At 70.3% G+C, this 21,238-nt stretch carries 17 protein-coding genes and 2 tRNA genes; 12 read left to right on the top strand and 7 right to left on the bottom strand.

What is annotated here, in order from left to right:
- Positions 1-875: 875 nt before the first annotated feature.
- Positions 876-2,399: a methyltransferase domain-containing protein gene (locus LY41_RS02490; RefSeq protein ID WP_253862174.1), complete on the bottom strand. Its 1,524-nt coding sequence runs from the start codon at positions 2,397-2,399 to the stop codon at positions 876-878.
- 357 nt (positions 2,400-2,756) lie between these two features.
- On the opposite strand from LY41_RS02490, the gene LY41_RS02485 reads away from it, so the two are divergent.
- The 9 genes from LY41_RS02485 to LY41_RS02445 all read left to right on the top strand — a co-directional run bounded on the left by LY41_RS02485 (position 2,757) and on the right by LY41_RS02445 (position 11,182).
- Positions 2,757-3,029 carry an MSMEG_0570 family nitrogen starvation response protein gene (locus LY41_RS02485; protein WP_253862854.1) on the top strand — a complete coding sequence of 91 codons (273 nt, stop codon included), beginning with the start codon at positions 2,757-2,759 and terminating at the stop codon, positions 3,027-3,029.
- Positions 3,026-4,354: an MSMEG_0569 family flavin-dependent oxidoreductase gene (locus LY41_RS02480; protein ID WP_253862173.1), complete on the top strand. Its 1,329-nt coding sequence runs from the start codon at positions 3,026-3,028 to the stop codon at positions 4,352-4,354. Before LY41_RS02485 ends, LY41_RS02480 begins: the two co-directional genes overlap by 4 nt.
- A gap of 76 nt (positions 4,355-4,430) precedes the next feature.
- The gene (locus LY41_RS02475) at positions 4,431-5,258 is read left to right on the top strand and encodes an amidohydrolase family protein (protein WP_253862172.1); all 828 of its coding nucleotides are present in this window, start codon (positions 4,431-4,433) and stop codon (positions 5,256-5,258) included.
- 52 nt (positions 5,259-5,310) lie between these two features.
- The gene (locus LY41_RS02470; protein ID WP_253862171.1) at positions 5,311-5,823 is read left to right on the top strand and encodes an MSMEG_0572/Sll0783 family nitrogen starvation response protein; all 513 of its coding nucleotides are present in this window, start codon (positions 5,311-5,313) and stop codon (positions 5,821-5,823) included.
- A 36-nt stretch (positions 5,824-5,859) separates the two neighbouring features.
- A complete protein-coding gene (locus LY41_RS02465) occupies positions 5,860-6,933 on the top strand; it encodes an MSMEG_0568 family radical SAM protein (RefSeq protein WP_253862170.1) in 1,074 nt (357 codons plus the stop codon).
- 2 nt (positions 6,934-6,935) lie between these two features.
- On the top strand, positions 6,936-8,324 hold the full coding sequence (locus LY41_RS02460) for an MSMEG_0567/sll0787 family protein (protein WP_253862169.1): 1,389 nt from the start codon (positions 6,936-6,938) through the stop codon (positions 8,322-8,324).
- The gene (locus LY41_RS02455; RefSeq protein ID WP_253862168.1) at positions 8,321-9,160 is read left to right on the top strand and encodes a carbon-nitrogen hydrolase family protein; all 840 of its coding nucleotides are present in this window, start codon (positions 8,321-8,323) and stop codon (positions 9,158-9,160) included. Before LY41_RS02460 ends, LY41_RS02455 begins: the two co-directional genes overlap by 4 nt.
- A 7-nt stretch (positions 9,161-9,167) precedes the next feature.
- Positions 9,168-10,001 (top strand): carbon-nitrogen hydrolase family protein, encoded by an 834-nt coding sequence (locus tag LY41_RS02450; protein ID WP_253862167.1) that lies wholly within the window; start codon positions 9,168-9,170, stop codon positions 9,999-10,001.
- The gene (locus tag LY41_RS02445; protein ID WP_253862166.1) at positions 9,998-11,182 is read left to right on the top strand and encodes an MSMEG_0565 family glycosyltransferase; all 1,185 of its coding nucleotides are present in this window, start codon (positions 9,998-10,000) and stop codon (positions 11,180-11,182) included. Before LY41_RS02450 ends, LY41_RS02445 begins: the two co-directional genes overlap by 4 nt.
- On the opposite strand, the gene LY41_RS02440 is transcribed toward LY41_RS02445, so the two are convergent.
- The 3 genes from LY41_RS02440 to pruA form a co-directional block, all read right to left on the bottom strand.
- Complete coding sequence (locus LY41_RS02440; RefSeq protein ID WP_253862165.1) at positions 11,095-12,066, bottom strand: NADPH:quinone oxidoreductase family protein; 972 nt, start codon at positions 12,064-12,066, stop codon at positions 11,095-11,097. The genes LY41_RS02445 and LY41_RS02440 overlap by 88 nt on opposite strands.
- A 180-nt stretch (positions 12,067-12,246) precedes the next feature.
- Positions 12,247-13,203: a proline dehydrogenase family protein gene (locus tag LY41_RS02435; protein ID WP_253862164.1), complete on the bottom strand. Its 957-nt coding sequence runs from the start codon at positions 13,201-13,203 to the stop codon at positions 12,247-12,249.
- A 5-nt stretch (positions 13,204-13,208) separates the two neighbouring features.
- Positions 13,209-14,846 carry an L-glutamate gamma-semialdehyde dehydrogenase gene (gene pruA / locus LY41_RS02430; RefSeq protein WP_253862163.1) on the bottom strand — a complete coding sequence of 546 codons (1,638 nt, stop codon included), beginning with the start codon at positions 14,844-14,846 and terminating at the stop codon, positions 13,209-13,211.
- Between the two features lie 219 nt (positions 14,847-15,065).
- Between pruA and LY41_RS02425 the strand changes: the two genes are divergently transcribed.
- Together LY41_RS02425 and LY41_RS02420 are read left to right on the top strand one after the other, a co-directional pair.
- Positions 15,066-16,733, top strand: coding sequence for a PucR family transcriptional regulator (locus LY41_RS02425; RefSeq protein ID WP_253862162.1), 1,668 nt, complete (start codon positions 15,066-15,068; stop codon positions 16,731-16,733).
- A gap of 190 nt (positions 16,734-16,923) precedes the next feature.
- Positions 16,924-18,285 carry a dicarboxylate/amino acid:cation symporter gene (locus LY41_RS02420; RefSeq protein ID WP_253862161.1) on the top strand — a complete coding sequence of 454 codons (1,362 nt, stop codon included), beginning with the start codon at positions 16,924-16,926 and terminating at the stop codon, positions 18,283-18,285.
- 261 nt (positions 18,286-18,546) lie between these two features.
- Here LY41_RS02420 and LY41_RS02415 read toward each other — a convergent pair.
- A tRNA-Lys gene (locus LY41_RS02415) sits at positions 18,547-18,621 on the bottom strand.
- A gap of 280 nt (positions 18,622-18,901) precedes the next feature.
- On the opposite strand from LY41_RS02415, the gene LY41_RS02410 reads away from it, so the two are divergent.
- Positions 18,902-20,107 carry a L,D-transpeptidase gene (locus LY41_RS02410; protein ID WP_253862160.1) on the top strand — a complete coding sequence of 402 codons (1,206 nt, stop codon included), beginning with the start codon at positions 18,902-18,904 and terminating at the stop codon, positions 20,105-20,107.
- A 144-nt stretch (positions 20,108-20,251) separates the two neighbouring features.
- Here the strand turns inward: LY41_RS02410 and LY41_RS02405 are convergent.
- Positions 20,252-20,327, bottom strand: a tRNA-His gene (locus LY41_RS02405).
- 97 nt (positions 20,328-20,424) lie between these two features.
- A complete protein-coding gene (orn, locus tag LY41_RS02400) occupies positions 20,425-21,027 on the bottom strand; it encodes an oligoribonuclease (protein WP_253862159.1) in 603 nt (200 codons plus the stop codon).
- Positions 21,028-21,238: the final 211 nt, after the last annotated feature.

Raw genomic sequence — 21,238 nt, 5'->3', positions numbered from 1 at the left:
TTTAGGCGCGGACGAGTCGGCTTTCTTTGACTCGCGCCAGACAACCCCGCGAACGTATCAGAAACGGGGTCCGATTGGCCAAGTGTGCTAATGGAAGCTCTGTGACCGGCGAAAACATCCCCCAATGTGAATCTTCGGGAAGTTCGTGGGCACCGCGCAGGGCGTGCATCCTCCAGGTGTCGACGAGGTGTCGACATCGCCCGGATGTGTCCTTGCGCTCGGAGTGTCGAACCGAATACGGTGTGTGATAACCGGATTCGTAACGTGAATGCCGCGTGTGATTCATTCGTGAAAGCGTAATGGTCGAGACATTTCACGACGTCGAAAAATGATCACACACGAGGCGGTTCGAACGCCACCCTTCGGTGATCCGGAATCATCCCCGTGACACGAATGATCGTGAATCGGTCCACGGGAGAGGTGTGTGGCGGTATTCACCCACCGGTGCCGGCATTCACCCACAGCTACACCGCGAGTCCCACCGGTACACCGCGATCCCATGGGGCGCGGTGCCCGGCCCGCGCGGTGCCGAGGTTCGCGCACCGCGGCTCACCCCGCCGCAGGCCGAACTGCTGCACCTGCCGGCCACCGGAGGGACGCTGGATGTCGGCGTCGGACGACGTCGCAGGCCATCGGCTGCGACCGGAACGAGGTGCGGACGCCGGTGCGCGGGTCCGTCGTGGTGACCCCGCGTCGCGCAGCCCGGGCCGTGTCCGGATCGGTGACCTGCAGCGGCCGCCGCCGTGGAGGGGCGGGTGAGGACGTCCGGTGATCGTGCGTCTGGGGGTGGCACGATCACCGGACGTTTCTTCCCGGACGGCCCGTTGCCGGAGAGGTGCCGCCGGACGAGGGCCGGAGTCCGGTGCCGAGTCGGCTCAGGGGAGCCGCACCGTGGCCGGGACCGACCCGTTGACGGAGAACCAGCACACGAACTCGCTGACCGGATCGAACTCGACCGCGACGGGACGACTGCCGGCGTCGGTTCCGTCGTCGCCGCAGGCGGGCACGTCGAGGTGCACCGGGACGGTCACCTCTTCGCCCGGGGCGACGCCCCGTCCGGGCAACGGAATGCGGCCGCCGGTGCCGCTGAGTCGATCGCTCAGCGTGCCGTCGGCCGTGCGCACGCGGGCGCCGAGATACACCGGGCCGTGCGCGGCATCGGACGGCAGCCACGTGCGCGTGCCGGTGTTGCGCAGCAGGCACGTCCCGCGAATCGTGGCGGCGACGGTGTCCTCGGCCGGGCTGGTGACGTCGACGTCGGACAACACGAGGTCCGCGCCGAGGCCGTCGGCCGCCCGGCTGTCCGGGGGCTCGGTGCCGTCGCGGCGGAGCACGAACATGCGCCGGTCGCCGATCGCCGCACGTGTGGGTTCCGGGAACACCGCACCGTCGGCCCGGGTGCTGAGCACGTCCTGGAACGTCGGCAGGTCGACCCACTGCGGCGAGGAGTCGAGCAGGCACAACCGCAGGTCGGCGAACCCGGCACGGCGCGCCTGCTCCCACAGGTCCTCGATCACCACGTCGTTCTCGAGCACGCCGAAGTGCCGCATCTCGTACTGCGACTGCGGCTGCAGCGAGTGTTCCGGCCCCGGCTCGGCGAAGGCGGCGAGACCGCCGGGCCGCAGGACTCGCGCGAATTCCCCGAGCACCTGCCCGGGGTTCGGCACGTGGTGGAGCGCGTCGTAGGACAGGACACGGTCGACCGACGCGTCCGGCAGATCGACGTGGTGGCCGTCGAAGGTCAGGAACTCCGGATCCGGCCGATCGCCGATCACGGGCTGGCGCGCGTACAGCTCGCGGCCGAGCTCGAGCGCCGACGGCGAGAAGTCCGCGGCGATCACGTGGCAGCCGAGCTGGGTGAGCAGCCGGCTCGTCCAGCAGGTGCCCGCGCCGAAGTCCAGCACCGTCATGCCCGGGGCCGGTTGCAGCCCGCGCAGCACCTGCCCGAACGTCACCAGCAGATCGGCTGCCTCGCCGGGTTCCTTGAACGGTTTCGCCAGCAGCGGTTCGGTGTGGTCGAGGGAGGAGAAGTACGCCTCGGCGGTGGCGGCCAGGTCTTCGACCGTCGTGGTGCGGATGAGCTCGGCGGCGTCGACGAACCCGGGTTCGCGGGCGGCCGCCGCCCGCGCGTCGCGTGCCCCGGCCGCCGGCCCCGCCTCGGGCGAGAGCCGGTCCGCGAACTCGTCCGAACTCGCGAGTGCAGCGCACAGCTGGCGCTCCGACAGCTGCCCGGAGCGCAGCTGCTCCGTGTAGTCCGCCAGTCCCGCGGCGTCCGGGGCCCGGCCGAGGATCAGGCGGTAGGCGCGGTCCACGACGGCGGTCGCGGTCTCTGGATCGGCCGCGGTGTCGGAATCGGCCGCGGTGTCGGAATCGGTTGCGGTGGCGCCGGGCGTGCTCATCACCATCGAGACTATCGGACGTTTTCTCGTAACAAAGTGCCTTTTCGGTAACGCACGGGCATTCCGGATGGCATCGTTCGGAAATCGTCAGCGGTTCTACTGGTTGTCATCACATTCGGTCGCCATGGGCGTCCGGATCGTGGCAACTCTATCGCCGCGACAGTGTGGTCGCCGGTCCGCGGGTAGACGTCGCCGCGGGCGTGTCCATGGTATCGCGACCGAGTCGCGTCACCCACCTGCCGTGTCCGTCCCTCGGCGAACCGTTCCGCCGCGAGAACGACCCACCGCGAGAACGACCCACCGCGAGAACGACCCACCGACAGAACCATCCCGTCGAGAGGAGTGGCCGTGCCCGAGATGTACTTCCATGTGCGCTGGCCGGACGGCGTTTCGCACCGATTCTACTCCCCGTCCACCGTGATCGAGGACTATCTCCGGCCCGGGAGCGAATACCGCATCGACGATTTCCTGGAACGCGGGAAATCGGCTCTCGGTGTCGCCTCGGACCGAGTCGCCGCCATTCACGGTGTCCCGTGTGGCCGGGCGAGGGCCACCGTGGCGGAACTCGACCGGGCCGCGACGGGCGCTGCCGGTGACTCCACCGTGGTTGTCGAGAGGTTCGAACGATGACCACGGTGGATGGCTTGCACCGGACGGTGGCGATCATCGGCGGAGGGCAGGCGGGGCTGTCGATGAGCCACCGGCTGACCCGGGACGGTGTGGACCACATCGTGCTGGAACGGGAGAGCCCGGGACACGAGTGGCGCAGTCGTCGCTGGGACTCGTTCTGCCTCGTCACGCCGAACCGGCAGTGCGACCTTCCCGGATTTCCCTACGCGGGTGGCGATCCCGACGGGTTCATGGCCCGGGACGAGGTCGCGGCCTACGTAGAGGACTACGCACGTTCCTTCCCGTGCCCGCTCGTCACCGGAGTCGACGTGACCCTGCTGCGACGAGACGGGACGACGTTCGTGCTGTCCACATCGCACGGAGAGCTCACCGCCGATCAGGTTGTGGTGGCCACCGGTCCGTACCAGGTTCCGCTGATCCCGCGGCTCGCCGAGCGGCTTCCTCCCGGGCTCACCCAGCTGCACTCCTCGGCATACCGGAATCCACGGCAGCTACCGGACGGCGAGGTGCTCGTGGTCGGGTCGGGACAGTCCGGGTGCCAGATCGCCGAGGACCTGCAGCTGGCCGGGCGCGCGGTGCATCTGTCCGTGGGGGGCGCGCCGAGGGTCGCGCGCCGGTACCGCGGCAGGGACGTCGTCGACTGGCTCGAGGACATGGGCCACTACCGCCGGGGGATCGACGAGTTCTCCGACGCCGACGCCGTGCGGTTCCGGGCCAATCACTACGTCACCGGGCGGGACGGCGGCCGCGACATCGACCTGCGGGCGTTCGCGCTCGCGGGGATGCGACTGTACGGAAGGTTGTCCGATGTGGACTCCGGCGTGGTGCGTTTCCTCCCGGACCTGCGTGAGAACCTCGACGGTGCCGACGCCGTGTCCGAGGGGATCAAGGACTCGATCGACGCGTACCTGGAACTGCACGGGATCGAAGCTCCGGCCGAACGGCGCTACGTTCCGGTGTGGGATCCAGGTGACGAGCCGGCGGAGCTCGCGCTCGACGATACCGGCATCACGTCCGTGGTGTGGGCCACCGGATTCGGCATGGACCACCGGTGGATCGAGGTGCCGGTCTTCGACGGGCGCGGTTACCCGGCGCACGAGCGTGGGGTGACCGGTTGCCCCGGCCTGTACTTCCTGGGCCTGCCGTGGCAGCACACGTGGGGTTCGGGCCGCTTCAGCGGGGTCGGACGCGACGCGGAACATCTCGCGCGCCGGATCACCGACACCGCCCCCGGAACCCGGTTCGACGTGCCGTGGATCGCAGGCACTCGCAGGAACACCTGTCCGGCCGGCGCCGTCCGGACATCACCGCACACGGTCGCATGAGCGGCCACGGTGACTCCGATGACACGACGTCCGTCGCGACGCGGGCGGAACGGAGCAACGATGTGGGAGGGCACCAGTGACACGGTTCGACGTCCGTGATGCGCACCGGCACCTCGGTTCGATGCCGGCGTTCCCGTTCTACGGCGGCCCCGCGGTCAAACCGGACTCGCGGGCGCGGGAGACGATCGCCGAACTGATCGCCGACCTGGACGCCGAGGGCACGGAACGGGCGCTGGTGATCCCGAACTACGGCGTGCCCGATCCGGCGGTGTCGTTCTCGTTCAACGAACTCTGTGTCGAGGCGGCCGCGTCGGACGACCGGATCCGCGCCGCGGTGTGGGTGTCCCCGCTGCCGCGCGACGCGGAGCGTACCCGCGCCGCGCTCGCGCTCGCCGACGAGCCCGGGGTGCGTGCGCTCAAACTCAGCTTCCTGCTGGGCGGAAATCCCACGGATCCGGAATGCCGCCCGTTGCTGGACGAGATCGTCGCGACGGCCGAAACGCTCGACCTCGTCGTACACGTGCACACCTCCCCGGGAGGCGCCTCGGACATCGACAACATCGGCGCGCTCGTCGACGACTACGGCCACCGCGTGAAGATCCACCTGGTGCACTTCGGCGGGGGTATGAGCGGCCATATCAAGCTGGTCGGCTCCCGCTTCTTCTCCTGGATCGAGGAGGGAAAGCACGTCTACACCGACCTGTCGTGGGCGATCGGATTCGCGCCGCGCTGGCTCGCCGAGGAGATCTCCCGGCGCGGCATCGGTGCCGACCGGGTGCTTTTCGCCAGCGACGAGCCGTGGGGAGACCACGGTGCCGAACTCGCGGCCCTCAGCGGTGCCGCGGGCGACGGCGAACTCGCACGCCTCGCGTTCCGCGAGAACTTCGACAAGCTCTACGGCTGACGTTCGTCGGACCGTAGTCAGGAAATCCGCCGATATCGACGAAGGAGAACCCATGCCCGAACTGACCGAGACCGAGCAGCAGAGCCTGAACGAGATCCCGCACCCGTCGCTGCCCGAAGGCTCGAACATCTACGGCGGAACGAAGGTGTTTCCCGACTATCAGGCCGAACCCGGCCAGTCCTACTTCACTCTGGTGCACGGCATCGCGCACGAGTCGTCGGTGAGCTTCGTGGCGATCCTGCAGGCGACACGCGCGTTGCGGAAGGGCTTCGAGGCCGCGATCTACTTCTACGGTACCGGCTCGATGAACTGCATGGCCACGCGTGGGTTCCCGACGACGGGCAACTCGGCGTTCCCCGGCGAGCACAACATCAACGAGCAACTCAAGACGTTCATCGCCGAAGGCGGCAAGGTGTACTGCTGCCGGTTCGGATTGTCGTTGCACGGGCTGCGCGAGGAGGACCTCATCGAGGGCGTGATTCCGACCCACCCGCTGGACGTGCAGGACGCGCTCATCCACTACGCGCGCAAGGGCGCGATCATCAATTCGACCTATATGTGGTGACCCGCGAAACGGCGATCGGGAGTTGGGAGGTACGTCGTGACAACTGATGCTGAGAACGCGGTCGTGTCGACACGGTTCGACCTCGCGGTTCAGGGACTCCGGACGGAGACGCCCGTCCGGCGCAGCAACGGAGCGGGGCCGAGTGACGACGGTCATCTCGTGGTCGACGGTGCCGCCGCGACCGTTCCGCTGAACTCCGAGAGTCCGTACGTCGTGCGCGACGGCAGGGTCTTCGACGGAACCCTGGACCTCGGCCTGTCGGTGGAACCCGTCGCCAGGCCGAGGTTCTACGAACTGTCCACAAAGGATGGTATTCCGTATCGCAAGATCGCTCTCCTGCACGGCAGGGACGTGCTGGCCTCCACAGTGGTACAGACGTGCATCCGGTACGACGAGGACCAGCGATGCCGGTTCTGCACCATCGAGGAGTCGCTGCGCACGGACTCGACGATCGCGGCGAAGACACCCGCACAGCTCGCGGAGGTCGCCGAGGCCGCCGTGCGTCTCGACGGCGTGCGGCAGCTGGTGCTCACCACGGGGACGACCACGGGACCGGACAGGGGAGCACGGCACCTCGTGCGCTGTGTACGGGCCGTACTCCAGGCGGTACCGGGGTTGCCGATCCAGGTACAGATCGAACCGCCCGGCGACCTCACAGCGCTGACCGAACTACGCGAAGCGGGCGCGACATCGATCGGGATCCATGTCGAATCGCTCGACGATGCGGTCCGGGAGCGCTGGATGCCGGGCAAGTCGACGGTGCCGTTGAGCGAGTACTGGGAGGCGTGGGACGAGTCGGTGCGGGTGTTCGGCCACAACCGTGTGTCGACGTATCTGCTCGTCGGCCTCGGCGAGGATCCCGGTGAGCTGGTGGCGGGCGCCGGCGAGCTCATCGAGCACGGCGTCTACCCGTTCGTCGTCCCGATGCGTCCGATGGCGGGCACCTTGGCGCGTGCCGACGGTGTGCAGCCGCCGCCCGCCTCGCTCGTCCGTGACGTCACCGAACGCGTCGCCGCACTGCTGCGTGCGGCGGGCATGACCGGGGCCGATCAGCAGGCCGGGTGCGCCGCGTGCGGCGCCTGTGGCGCGTTGAGCGCGGCAGGAGCGTGAGTATGTATCCCGACGTGCTGGCGGGTCTCGGCGACCCGGTCAGCGTGGCGCGGCAGCCGCGCTTCCGGATCGAGCCCGCCGACGATGCCGCCACACTCGGTGCGTACCGGGCGTTGCGGCGTGCGGTCTTCGTCGACGAGCAACGGCTCTTCGACTCCGACGACACGGACGTCCACGACGGTGACCCGCGCACCGTCGTACTCGTCGCCCGCGACCCGGGCGGAGCCGTGGTCGGCGGCGTGCGGCTACATCCGGCCACCGGCGGCACGGACGTCGGCTGGTGGGACGGCGGGCGTCTCGTGGTGGACCCGCAGCACCGCCGCGCGGCTACCCGCGTCGGTGCGGCGCTGGTCAGGGCGGCGCAGGCGTATGCGGAGAATGCCGGGGTGCTGCGGTTCGAGGCGAAGGTGCAGCCGGCCAACGAGGCGATGTTCGCGCGCCTCGGCTGGCAGCGTGTCCGGGACGTGGATGTGGCCGGCAGGTCGCACGTGCTGATGCGGTATCCGATCGGCCGGGTGGCCGCGCTGGCACGGTCGACCAAGACCGCCCTCGGACCGCTGCTGCACGGTATGACCGGCGTTCCCGGGTTCGTCGGCGACGACGGCGTGCCGGTGCCGGGCGGCGACACCGTCGCCGCCTGCGACGCGATCCTGCCCTCCATGGTCGAGCGCGACCCGGAGTGGGCAGGCTGGTGCTCGGTGCTGGTGAACGTCAACGATCTGGCCGCGATGGGTGCGAACCCGGTCGGCCTGCTCGATGCGCTGGGCGCGCGGGATGCGTCGTTCGCGTCGCGAGTGCTGTCCGGACTGCGAGCGGCCAGTCGGGCGTGGGACGTTCCGGTGCTCGGCGGGCATACGCAGTTGAGTGTGCCGGCGTCGTTGGTGGTGACCGCGTTGGGGCGCACGCCCGATCCGGTTCCGGGAGGAGGTGGCCGCCCCGGCCAGCGGCTGCGGCTGACCGCCGATCTCGGTGGCTCGTGGCGCCCCGGCTACACCGGCGCCCAGTGGGACTCGACGTCCACCCGTCGGACGACCGAGTTGCGTGTGATGCAGGAATCGGTCGCGGCGGCGCGCCCGCAGGCGGCCAAGGACGTGTCCATGGCGGGAATCGCCGGCACTCTCGGCATGCTGGCCGAGGCCAGCGGTTGCGGCGCAGTGTTGGACGTCGCGGCCGTGCCGCGGCCCGCGGGTGCGACGGCGGGCGACTGGCTGACGTGTTTCCCGGGGTTCGCAATGCTCACCGTGGGTGGCCAGGAACCACCCGCCGGGCCGGCGGTGTCGGCCGAATGCGGAGAACTGACCGTGGAAGGTGGAGTCCGGCTGCGGTGGCCGGACGGAGAGGAGATCCCCGTGCTCGACACGGCGGTGACCGGTCTGGGGACCGCGACATGACCGGAGTGCGTATCGCGGCGGCGGCGGCCCCGTTCGGCCGGGACCTCGACGAGGACTTCACGCGCATCGCTGCACTGATCGACCGTGCGCGCGCCGACGGTGCAGGGCTCCTCGCGCTGCCCGAGGCCTGTCTGGGCGGGTATCTGGCGAACCTCGACGGCGGTGCCGACGGTCCACCGGCACTGGACGCCGACGGGCCGGAGGTTCGCCGGCTCGCCCGGCTCGCCGGCGAGCTGGTGGTCACGGCCGGGTACTGCGAATCCGACGGCGGAGTCCTCTACAACAGCGCCGTGTGCGTCTCGGGTGACGGGGTGCTGGGCCGGCACCGGAAGGTGCACCAGCCACTGTCGGAGGACGCCACGTATCGCGCCGGGAACGGATTCGCCGCCTTCGACACTCCGGTCGGCAGGATCGGCATGATGATCTGCTACGACAAAGCCTTCCCCGAATCGGCGCGTGCGCTGGCGCTCGACGGTGCGGAGATCGGAGTGTGCCTGTCCGCGTGGCCCGGCAGCCGGACCCACGCGGCGGCCGACCTCGCGCAGGACCGGTGGAAACGCCGGTTCGACCTGTTCGACCGAGCGCGGGCGCTGGAGAACCAGATCGTGTGGGTATCGGCCAACCAGTCGGGCACATTCGGCGACCTGCGGTTCGTCGCGAGCGCGAAGATCGTCGACCCGGGCGGCGAGGTGGCCGCGGACACGGGCGTGCGCGACGGGCTGGCGGTCGCCGACTTCGAGGTGCCCACGGCGCTGGCGAGCGCACGCCGGTCGATGGCGCACCTCCGGGATCGTAGGCCCGAGGCGTACGCTCCGGCCGCGGTGCCTGCGGGATGATCGCCGCATGGCTCTGACCGGCATCGCCGCGGTCGCCGCCCACTTCGGCCGCGATCTCGAGTTCGACCTCGACCGCATCGCCACGCTCATCGAGCACGCCCGCGCGTCCGGCGCGCAGCTGCTCGTGCTGCCGGACGCCGCTGTCGGTGGATACCTGTCGGACCTGCGCGATCCGGATGCCGCCGATCCGCCTCCCGCGCTGTCGCCGGATGATCCGCACCTGGTCCGGATCGGGTCGCTGGCGGGGGACATGGTCGTCGCCGTCGGTTACTGCGAAGCCGATGGCGACGACCGCTACAACGCGGCGCTCGCCGTCACCGGCGACGGCGTGCTCGGCAGGCACCGCAAGGTGCACCAGCCGTCCGGTGAGCGCGCCGTCTACGCCGCGGGCGGCGGGTTCGCGGCGTTCGACACGCCGGTGGGCAGGATCGGCATGCTGATCGATTACGACAAGACGTTCCCTGAATCGGCGCGCAGCCTCGCCGTCGACGGGGCCGAGATCATCGCGTGCCTGTCCGCGTGGCCGACGAGCATCACCAACCGCGCGCCCCGCATGTCCCAGGACCGCCAGGCGCGGCTGTTCGACCTCTACGACCAGGCGCGTGCTGCCGAGAACCAGGTGGTGCTCGCCTCGGCCAACCAGACCGGCGCACTGGGTGGCATGCGCTTCCTCGGACAGGCCAAGGTCGTCGGTCCCGGTGGGGACATCCTGGCGCGCACGTGGAGCAAGGCGGGAATCGCCGTGGCCGAGGTGGACGTGGCGGGCGAGCTGGCCAACGCCCGGCGGGTGCTGCACCACCTCGGCGAACGCAAACCCGAGGCCTACGGAGGGACATCGTGAGGATCGCGTTGCTGACCTATTCCACGAAACCGCGTGGCGGCGTGGTCCACACGCTGGCGCTCGCCGAGGCGTTGGTGGACATGGGGGAGGACGTCACCGTGTGGACCCTCGGACGCGACGGCGACACCGGCTTCTTCCGTGCCGTGGACCCGCGCGTCACGGTGCGGGTTGTGCCGTTCGACTCCCGCGAGGGCGAAGGAGTGGGCCCGCGCATCCTGCGGTCGATCGACACGCTGCGCGAGGCCTTCGACGGCGGCGCGTACGACATCGTGCACGCTCAGGACTGCATCAGCGCCAACGCGGTGGGGGAGTGCGTGCGCACGGTGCACCACATCGACCGGTTCACCACCCCCGAACTGGCGGCCTGCCACGAACGCGCGATCTCGGCGCCGTTCGCACACGTGTGCGTGTCCGGAGCCGTCGCGGGAGAACTACGCGACGGGTGGGGGATCGACGCCACCGTGATTCCGAACGGTGTCGACGCCGGCCGGTTCGCCCGCGCCGCGGCCGACACGGACGGCACGGGCCGGTGGCGCGGCGAGCTCGGCCGGTACGTCGTCGCGGTGGGAGGTATCGAACCACGGAAGGGAACCGTCGACCTGCTGGAGGCGTTCGCGTTGCTGCGTGACCGGGATCCGGAGCTGCGGCTGGTGATCGTCGGCGGGGAGACGCTGTTCGACTACCGGGGCTACCGCGCGCGGTTCGACGCCCGCGCCGCTGATCTCGGCGTCGAGCCGGTCGTGCTCGGGGCGGTCGGCCACGACGAGTTGCCGCTCGTCGTGGCCGCGGCCGAGGCGTTCGGTTTTCCGTCCACGAAGGAGGGCTTCGGACTCGCGGCGATGGAGGCACTCGCCGCGGGAGTTCCTGTGGTCGCCAGGGACCTCCCGGTGCTGCGCGAGGTGTTCGGCTCGGCCGTGCGGTTCGCAGGCGACCCCCACGGTTTCGCCGACGCGCTTGCCGGCGCCGTGTCCGACCCGGACCGTCACCGCGAGCGCGGGCGGGCGCTGGTGCGGCGATACAGCTGGTCCGAAACCGCCGAACGGCATCGCGAGCTGTACCGCCGCCTGGCCGAACGCCCCGGCCGGCCGCGAACTCACGCGGCCGGATCGACCACGACCTTGCCGAGCACCGTGCGGTCGTCGAGCCGGGCGACGGCCTCGCCCGCGCGGGAGAGCGGGTAGGTCGCCGCGATCGGCGGGTCGACCACTCCCGACTCGAGATACGGCAGCAGCACGTTCCACTCCGCGCGGAGGCGCGCCGGGTCGGCCAGGGCGTAGGCACCCCACGCGACCCCGCGGACGTCGATGTTGTTCAGCAGCAGCCGGTTGACCTTGACGGTCGGGATGTCGCCCGCGGTGAAGCCGATGACCAGCAACCGGCCCAGCGAGGCGAGGCTGCGGAGGGAGTCGGTGAACCGGTCGCCGCCGACCGGATCGACGACGAGGTCGGCACCGCGGCCGCCGGTGAGTTCGGCGACCGAGTCCTTGAACCCGTCGGCGAGGACGACCTCGTGGGAGCCGACCGACGAGACGAACCGTGCCTTGTCCTCCGTGGAGACCACGGAGATGACGCGTGCGCCCATCGCGGAGGCGAGCTGAATGGTGGCGGTGCCGATGCCGCCCGCGGCGCCGTGCACGAGCACCGTCTCGCCCTGCTGCAGTTGCCCGCGTTTGAGCAGGGCGAATGTCATGGTCAGGTAGTTCATCGGCAGACAGGCGCCTGCGGCGAAACTCATCGCATCCGGCAGAGGGAAGACGCTGGATGCCGAGGCGAGAGCCTGTTCGGCGAAGGCGCCGGTGGTGGTGCTGGCGGCGACGCGGTCGCCGGGGGAGAAGCCCGAATCGGCCGGGGCCTCGCGGACGATGCCGGCGAGTTCACCGCCGAGCGTGAACGGCGGTTCCGGCTTCACCTGGTACATGTTCTTCGTCAGCAGCAGGTCGGGGAAGTTGACGCCGGCCGCCTTGACGTCGATGAGCACCTGGCCGTCGCCGGGTGCCGGCGGGTCCGTGTCGGTGACTTCGAGGGCCGCGGGGCCGTCGGTGCGGGTGACCGTCGCTGCGTACATCGTCGTGCGCGCCTTTCGCCGTTGATCATCGATCGTGGGCGAGTCTATGGCCGTCGGCGGACCGGGGACAGCCCCGGCCCGCCGACGGGTCCTCGGGTCCAGCGATCCGCCGAGCAAGATCAAGGGCACCTTCGGGGCGTTCAACGCCCCGAAGGTGCCCTTGGGGGCACTCACCGGGGGCTACTTCTGCGAGGTCAGCGCCCGCAGGAACAGGGCCAGGTTGGCGGGTTTCTCCGCCAAGCGGCGCATGAAGTAGCCGTACCACTCGGTGCCGTAGGGCAGGTACACGCGCAGCTGCCGCTGCTGCCCGACGAGCCGCAGCTGCTCGGTGTCGCGGATGCCGTAGAGCATCTGCAGTTCGTACTCGTCGGTGCCGCGGCCCGCCTCGGCCGCCAGGCGCAGCCCCGCCTCGACCATCGCCGGGTCGTGCGTGGCCACCATCGGGTAGCCCCGGCCGTTCATCAGCACCCGCAGACACCGCACGTACGCCTCGTCCACGGCGTCGCCCTGGTGGGCCACGCTCGCCGGTTCCGCGTAGGCGCCCTTGCACAGCCGGATGCGCGAGCCCGGTCCGGACAGGTCGGCGCAGTCGGCCTCGGTGCGTGTGAGGTAGGCCTGCAGCACCGTGCCCAGCTGTGGGAAGTCTCCCCGCAGCTCGCGCACGATCGACAACGTCGAATCGGTCGTCGTGTGGTCCTCGGCGTCGACCGTGACCCACACGCCGGCCTCCTCGGCCGCCGTGCAGATCTTGTGCGCGTTCTCCAGCGCGATCCGGTCGCCGTCGGCCGCGACGAACTGCCCGAGCGCCGACAGCTTCAGCGACACCTCCACCGGCCGCGGGCCGCCCGCCGCGGTGTCCCGGCCTGCCAGCGGCGCGAGAGCCGACAGCAGCGACAGGTACGCCGACACGGTCGCGGTCGCCTGCGAGCTGTTCGTGGTGTCCTCGCCGAGGTGATCGATCGTGATGAACCGGCCCGAGTCGAGGATGTCCCGGGAGGTGGCGAGCGCCTGCTGTTCGGTCTCGCCTGCCACGAAGCGGTCGACGACCTTGCGCGTGAGCGGGAGCCGGGAGGCCATCCGTTCGAGGCGCTTCGACCTCGCCGCGGCGAGCAGGCCCGTGCGCAGCGGAGACGGCATGGTGATCACACCCCCTGATGCGGGTAGCGGTGATCGGTCGGGGCCACGAAGGTCTCCTTGACCGAGCGTGCCGAGGCCCACCGCAGCAGGTTCTGCGGCGACCCCGCCTTGTCGTTGGTGCCCGAGGCGCGGGCACCGCCGAACGGCTGCTGGCCCACGATCGAACCGGTCGGTTTGTCGTTGATGTAGAAGTTGCCCGCGGCGAACCGCAGCTTCTCGGACGCCCTGGCCACGGCGTCGCGGTCGTCCGCGATCACCGCACCGGTCAGGGCGTACGCCGAGCCGGAGTCCACCGTGTCCAGGATCTCATCGAACGCGCCCGGCTTCGAGTCGTCGTAGACGTGGATCGCCAGGATCGGGCCGAAGTACTCCTGCCGGAACGCCTCGTCGGTCGGATCGTCACCGAGCAGGATCGTCGGCTCGATGAAGTAGCCGACGCTGTCATCGGCGCCGCCGCCCGCGGCGACCGTCAGGCTCGGCGTCGACTTGGCACGCGCCAGCGCGGCGGCGTTGCGGTCGAACGAGCGCTTGTCGATGACGGCGCCGCCGTAGTTCGACAGGTCCGCCACGTCGCCGTAGGACAGGGCATTGGTCTTGGCGATCAGGTCCTCGCCCATCTCCGCCCACACCGATGCGGGGATGAACGCGCGCGAGGCCGCCGAGCACTTCTGGCCCTGGTAGTCGAAGGCACCGCGGATCAGCGCGGTCGTGAGGACCTCCGGCTTGGCCGAGCTGTGCGCGACGACGAAGTCCTTGCCGCCGGTCTCGCCGACCAGGCGCGGGTAGGAGTGGTAGCGCGAGATGTTGGTGCCGACCTCGGCCCAGAGGGTCTGGAACGTCTGCGTGGAACCGGTGAAGTGGATGCCGGACAGGCGCGGGTCGGGCAGCACGACGTCGGAGATGTCGGCGCCGGGGCCGGTGACGAGGTTGATGACGCCCTGGGGCAGGCCGGCAGCCTCGAGCAGCTGCATCGTCAGGTACGCCGACACGGCCTGGGTGTCCGACGGCTTCCACACGACCGTGTTGCCCATGAGCGCGGGTGCGGTCGGCAGGTTGCCGGCGATGGCGGTGAAGTTGAACGGCGTGACCGCGTAGACGAAGCCTTCGAGCGGGCGGTATTCGACGCGGTTCCACACGCCCGGCACCGACAGCGGCTGCTCGGTCATCAGCTGGCGCGCGAAGTGGACGTTGAACCGCCAGAAGTCGATGAGTTCGCAGGGGGCGTCGATCTCGGCCTGCTGGGCCGTCTTCGACTGGCCGAGCATCGTCGCGGCGGCGATGGTCTCGCGCCACGGACCGGACAGCAGGTCGGCGGCGCGCAGGAAGATCGCGGCGCGCTCGTCGAACGGCATGGCCGCCCACGCGGGCGCCGCGGCATTGGCCGCCTCGACGGCGTCGCCGACGTCCTTCCGCGTGGCGTGGGTGAACGTGCCGAGCACCGAGGCGTGCTGGTGCGGCTGGACGACGTTCTGCACGGTCGTCGCGCTGCGCCGGTGCTCGCCGTCGATGACGTGGTGCACCTCGGTGGGGTTCGCGTCCAGCTCGGCCAGCTTCGCCTCCAGCCGGGCGCGTTCGGGCGTGCCGGGCGCGTACGAGTTGACCGGTTCGTTCGCGGGCTGGGGAACGTTGGTGATGCCGTCCATGGACCTCGAAACCTCCTTCGTGGCGATGCGCGAGCGGGTTCGCCGCATCGGCAGTGAAGCAGGGGGCGCGGCGTCGTATACTGAGCCGATCGGACAAAGTTTCCGGGTAAACCTTGTCCGATCGGACAACGACCAGAACCGTGACCTCGGAACCCGATCCCTCCGAACCCGCTCTCGGAACCCGAGCCCGGGGTGACGACCCGTGGAAGGCGGCAGCCGATGACCGATGACGGGCGGGCGATCACACTGCGCGAACTCGTCGATGCGCTCGACACCGCCGTCGTGACTGCGGTCGTGGGTGATCCGCACGCGGTGGTCTCGTCGGTGGCGCTCGTCGACGGAGCGGACCTCGCCGTCGACGGCGGCGTGGCCGGGGACGATGGAGTGACCGGGGACGGCGGAGCGGCCGGGGACGTGGCGTCCGCGGCCCCCGACGTGTGCGTGCATGTCGGCGTCCGCGACGACGAGGCACTGGCCTACTTCACCTCGCTCACCGGTCGTTCGGTGAGCCTGCGGCCGCGCGCCGTGCTGTCGAAGACGACGTCACCGGACGTCCGCGAGGCGGCACGGATCGCCGGGGTGGCGTTCGTGGAGGTGCATCCGCGGGCGCGCTGGGACCACGTCTTCCCGCGGGTGCAGTGGATGCTCGACCGCAGTCCCCGGCACAGCGCGCCCGCCGATCCGGACCTGCTCGCCGCCGACACGGATCTGTTCGATCTGGCGCAGAGTGTCGCGCGCAACGCGGGCGGCATGGTCTCGATCGAGGACGCCGCCTCGCGCGTGCTGGCCCATTCCCCGTCCGACGAGACCGCGGACGAGCTGCGCACGCTCTCGATCCTCGGGCGGGAAGGCCCGCGCGACTACCTGCGGGTGCTGCACCGGTGGGGCGTCTACGACCGGCTGCGCACCGGTGACGAGGTCGTCGACGTGCCCGCCCGTGCCGAACTGGGCACGAAACGGCGGCTGGTCGTCGGTATCCACGAACCGGACGACGACGGCGAGACCGGCCGCACACTGGGGTCGATCTGGTTGCAGCAGGGGGAGAAGCCGTTCTCCTCCGATGCTGCCGACGTGCTGCGGGGCGCCGCGGCGATCGCGGCACGGATCATCGTGCGCACCCACAACGCGCCCTCGACGGAGGAACTGCTCATCCAGCGGCTGTTCGGCCTGCACGGCGAGGGCGTGGACGTTCCGTCGCTGGCCGGTGCGCTCAACCTGCCGTCGGCGGGCCCGGTGGCGGTGCTCGGATTCGCGGCCTCGGGGCCGGGGCACCTCGGCCGGGTCGGCAGTGTGCTGCGGCTGCACGCGAGCGCCTTCCGCCGGGACTCGGTGACCACGATGCTCGACGACCGTGCCTACGTCCTCCTGCCGAGCTACACCTCCGGACAGGCGGTGGCCGCGTGGGCACGCCAGCTGGTCGGCTCGCTCGAAGAGACCCGTTCGGTGGTGCTGCGGGCCGCGATCGCCGGAGGCGTCGCGCACCTCGGCGACGTCGCGGCCGCGCGCGCCGAGGTGGACCGGGTGCTGGACGGCACCGCGGCGACCCCGCCGGAGGGGCGGGTGACGACGCTCGCCGAATCCCGGACGGCGGTGCTGCTGGGCGAGATCCTCGACCTGGTCGGCGCGCGGCCGGAGTTGCACGACCCGCGGGTCGACGCGCTGCGTGCCTACGACGACCGGCACGGCACGGAGCTGCGAGCCAGCGCTGCGGCGTTCCTGACGGGCCGGGGTGACGTTCGCAGCGCGGCCGAACGCGTCCGGGTGCATCCGAACACACTGCGGTACCGGCTGCGTCGTGCGGAACAGGTGACGGGGCTGGACCTGCGTGATCCCTCCGACCGTCTGTTGCTGGAACTCCAGCTGGCGATGCGGTCCCGGCGCGGTTGACGCCGGCGGAAGTTGACGCCGGCGGAAACGGCGGCGGGGGATCGTCGTCGGCGCCGCGCCGTGGCGGGTGGTCGGGTACGGCGGCGTTGCCGGCACGGCCGGTTCCACGATCTGGGACCAGGAAGAGCCGGTGCGCAGCAGGCGTTGTCGATACCGGATCTGTCGGCACACTCGTCTTCGGAGCGACTTCGTGTCCTTGCTGCGCGCGTATACGAAACCCGCGGTCTTCGCGTCCGCGGTCATCGGTTCCCTTCTCCTCGGTGCCGGGCTCGGCGCGATGGCCCGCGTCACCGGGGCGACCTGGCTGGCGGAGGTGCTGGACCAGCTCGGTTCGATCTTCACCACGCTGCTGCAGATCGCGGTGGTGCCGCTGGTGTTCACCGCGATCATCGTCGGCATCAACAGCCTGCGCGGACTCGGCGGCGGGCGCACGGCGGCGCGGCTCGGCGGTAAGACGGTTGCGTGGTTCGCAACGACGTCGCTGATCGCCGTGCTGATCGGTATCGGCGTCGGGCTGCTGTTCGCCCCGGGCAGCGGTGGTCTCGGCGGGGTCGAGGCCACGGCCGAGAACGCCGAGAAGGCCGCGGGCAGCGTCGGCGAGTGGGGGTCGTGGACGGCGTTCCTCGACGGCATCGTGCCGGACAACTTCGTCGCCGCGTTCGCCGAGGGGCAGACGTTGCAGGTGCTGTTCCTGGCGCTGGTGATCGGCGCCGCGGCGTACAGCCTGGGGGAGCGTGCCGCACCGTTCGTCGACGTCGTCACGAGCGTGTTCGAGATCATCCAGCGCTACCTCGGCTGGATCGTGCGGCTGGCGCCGCTGGGCATTCTGGGTCTGGTCGGCGCGGCGGTGGCCGAGTACGGCGACTCGCTGTTCCGCCCGCTGTTGTCGATCACTGCGGCCGTGTACGTCGGCAGTGGACTGGTCATGCTCGTCGTCTACCCGGTACTGCTGCGGGTGGTGGCGAAGGTGAGCCCCAGGCGGTTCTTCGGCAAGGCGTGGACGGCGATCCAGTTCGCGTTCGTGTCGCAGTCCTCGGGTGCGACGCTGCCGTTGACCCGGCAGACGACGGTGAATCTCGGCGTCGATCCCGGCTACGCCGCCTTCGCGACCCCGCTCGCGAGCGCGACCAAAATGGATGGTTGCGCTGCGGTGTTCCCGGCCATCGGTGCGATCTTCATCGCCAACATCTCCGGGGTGTCACTGAGTGCCGGGCAGTACCTCGGCATCGTCGTCGTGGCGGTGTTCGGTGCGCTCGCGACCGCGGGTACGACGGGCTGGCTCACCGCGCTGACCCTCACCGGCACGGTCATCGGGCTCGATCCCGCGCAGGTCGCCACGGGTATCGCGCTGATCTACTCGGTGAACCCGATCATGGACATGATGCGCACGGCGACGAACGTCGCGGGCCAGATCGCGGTGCCGACCGTGGTCGCACGCACCGAGGGGTTGCTCGACGACGGAGTGCTGCACGCCCCGAGCGCACCACCGCTGCTGAGCGACACCGGAGCGACGGCGAGCGACCCGGGTGCCAAGGTCGGCGCGGCGGTCTGACGACGACGCCTCGCCCGCGCCGTCGCCGGACACCGGCACCGCACCGGCCGTCCGGTAGTGGGACGCAGGCACGTGCGACGACGTCACAGCGACTCCGCCGGGTACTCGCCCCGGGGGCCGGGTGGTTCATACCACCCGGCCCCGGGTGGGGCGGAGGCCTCGTGGAGAGGTACCGGGGACACGGCGTTGTTCCGAGCGCCGTGTCCCCGGTCGGGAATCGCATCCCGAAAAGAAGAGCCCCAGGCCGATGGCCTGGGGCTGTGGTGCGCCGTCAGGGACTCGAACCCCGAACCCGCTGGTTAAGAGCCAGCTGCTCTGCCATTGAGCTAACGGCGCGTCACGAGAAAGAAGACCCGGTCGCTCCGGCCAGTCGGCCTGGCGTCCCCGGTCTCCCTGGCGACGGGAAAAAGATTAGCACGGTGCGTATCGGCCCCGAACGGCCCCCCTCCGGCTCCGGCCGTCCCCGTCGTGACCGGGGCGCGGGGCTGAGGCGATGACAACGAATCGGGGCGCTCGTGCGTCTCACTCGTGTTACTGCCGCCCTGTTCGCCGGGTGTGATCCGGCAGACTGGCGGCATTCGCGCAAGGACTGGCAACGTCAACTGGAAGGTTGTCGATGGGGCGTTGGGGGATGGCCGGACCCGGCAGGTGGGTACGGCTGGCAACGATCATGGCCGTCGGGGGCGTGCTCGTCACGGGGTGCACGTCCGCGGCGCAGGAACAGGACGCGGGCCCGGGAGGCGGCTCCCCGGAGTCGACGCGGCCGCCGCAGCAGGCCGAGCTCGACCTGTCGGTGAAGCCGGGTGCCGAGGATGTGGCGCCCGGTGGTGCGTTCACGGCGACGGTGCAGCACGGCACGATCACCGATGCCTCGCTGGTGGGCGAGGACGGCACCGTCGTCGACGGCGGGACGAGGCTGGAGGACACCGCGTGGCGGGCGGCAGAGGCGCTGGGGTACGGCAAGACGTACACGTTGCAGGCGACCGCCGAGGGTGACGACGGTGAGACCGTCACGGAGAAAGCGACGTTCACCACGGTCGTGCCGGGAAGTCAGGCCGAGGTGTATCTCAACGTGCAGGAGGGTCAGACGGTCGGTGTGGGCATGCCGCTGGTGTTCACGTTCAGCACCGACATCCCGGACCGTGAGCGCGTCGAGAAGACACTGCGGATCCGCAGCGACAACGACACCGAGGGCGCGTTCCGCTGGCGCAGCGACTCCGAGGTCACGTGGCGTCCGAAGGAGCACTGGGAGCCGGGCACGAAGGTGACCGTCGATGCGGGGATCTACGGCAAGCACCTCGGTGACGGCATGTACGGCGCCGAGGATCAGCAGGCCTCGCTGGAGATCGGCCGCAAGGTGACCGCGATCGCGGACGGCGAGTCGCACCACATGTCCGTGTTCGTCGACGGCGAGCGGGTCAGGCGGATGCCGACCTCGATGGGCAAGCCGTCCTCGTCCACGCCGAACGGCACGTACACGGTGATGAGCGAGCACCACGGCTACACGATGGATTCGAGCACCTACGGTGTGCCGACCGACAGCGGTGACGGCTACCGGCTGTGGGTCGAGTACGCCACCCGGATGTCGTACTCGGGCATCTTCTATCACTCGGCTCCGTGGTCGGTGGGTTATCAGGGCAACACCAACACCAGTCACGGGTGCATCAACCTGGCCCCGGAGGATGCCGAGTGGATGATGGAGAACTCGAAACCGGGGGACCTGATCACGGTGCGGAACGCGGGTGAGCAGACGCTCGAACCGACCGACGGCTGGAGCGTGTGGCAGCTGTCGTGGGACGAGTGGACCTCGGACGAGAGCTGACGACGGCGAGGTCCGGACACGGGCAGGCCCCCGGGGGCCGCGCTCCCGGGGGCCGAGTGCAGCTGTCCTCGTGGATTCGTGGGGACGACAAAGAACCCCGGAGGGAACGCCTCCGGGGTTCTTACTGCTTGCTCTGCAGTTGTGTGGGGTGAATGACGGGGCTCGAACCCGCGACCTCCTGGACCACAACCAGGTGCTCTACCAGCTGAGCTACATCCACCATGCGAGTCGCTGAGCGGCTCGGCTGACACATCGTAGCGCACCGCTCCCGCGCGGTTTCGGGGAGGTCCACCACGGGTGGGCCGGGCGGACAGCGGTCACGCCGTGGTGGTGATCTTCTCCGCTGCGGCACGGGCGTCATCGCTGCTCGGGCCGGGGTGGGGCACGAACGCCGTCGTCCGGTAGTAGCGCAGCTCGGCGATCGATTCCTTGATGTCGGCCAGGGCGCGGTGGGCGAGGCCCTTCTCCGGCTTGGCGTAGTACACGCGTGGGTACCAGCGGCGGACGAGCTCCTTGACCGACGACACGTCCACCATGCGGTAGTGCAGGTGGGCGTCGAGGGCGGGCATGTCGCGCGCGATGTAGCCACGGTCGGTGCCGATGGAGTTGCCGGCCAGGGGAGCGGTCTGTGCGTCGGGCACAAAGCGCTTGATGTGGTCGAGCACCTGTTGTTCGGCATCGGCGACGGTGATCGTCGAGCGGCGCACCTCGTCGGTCAGTCCCGATTTCTCGTGCATCTCGGCCACGACGTCCGGCATGGCGGCCAGTGCGTCGTCGTCGGCGTGGATGACGAGGTCGAGCCCTTCGTCGAGCACGTTGAGGTCGGCGTCGGTGATGAGTACGGCGATCTCGATCAGCGCGTCGGTCGCGAGATCGAGTCCCGTCATTTCGCAGTCGATCCAGACTAGACGGTCGTTCACCGGGCCACACTAACGCGCACCGCCTGCGGCGTGTGTCACGCGCCGCCGTTCGCCGTGTCAGCACGCCGGGTCGGCCGGTCGCCGGCGCCGGGGCGGGCGAAGTGGGGGCGGGTCGTGCGGGGCGGGGCCTGCGGGGCGGAGGCCGCTGCTGCGTCACGAGGGGACCGTTCGCGGCGGGCCGGGGCGAACAGAAGTCGACACTCGTGCCACG

It is taken from the genome of Prauserella halophila, from assembly GCF_024171895.1.
In the GTDB taxonomy this organism is placed as follows: Bacteria; Actinomycetota; Actinomycetes; order Mycobacteriales; family Pseudonocardiaceae; genus Prauserella; species Prauserella halophila.
The sequence above is the reverse complement of the archived record's forward strand: the minus strand, read 5'-3'. Positions and strand labels throughout refer to the sequence as shown.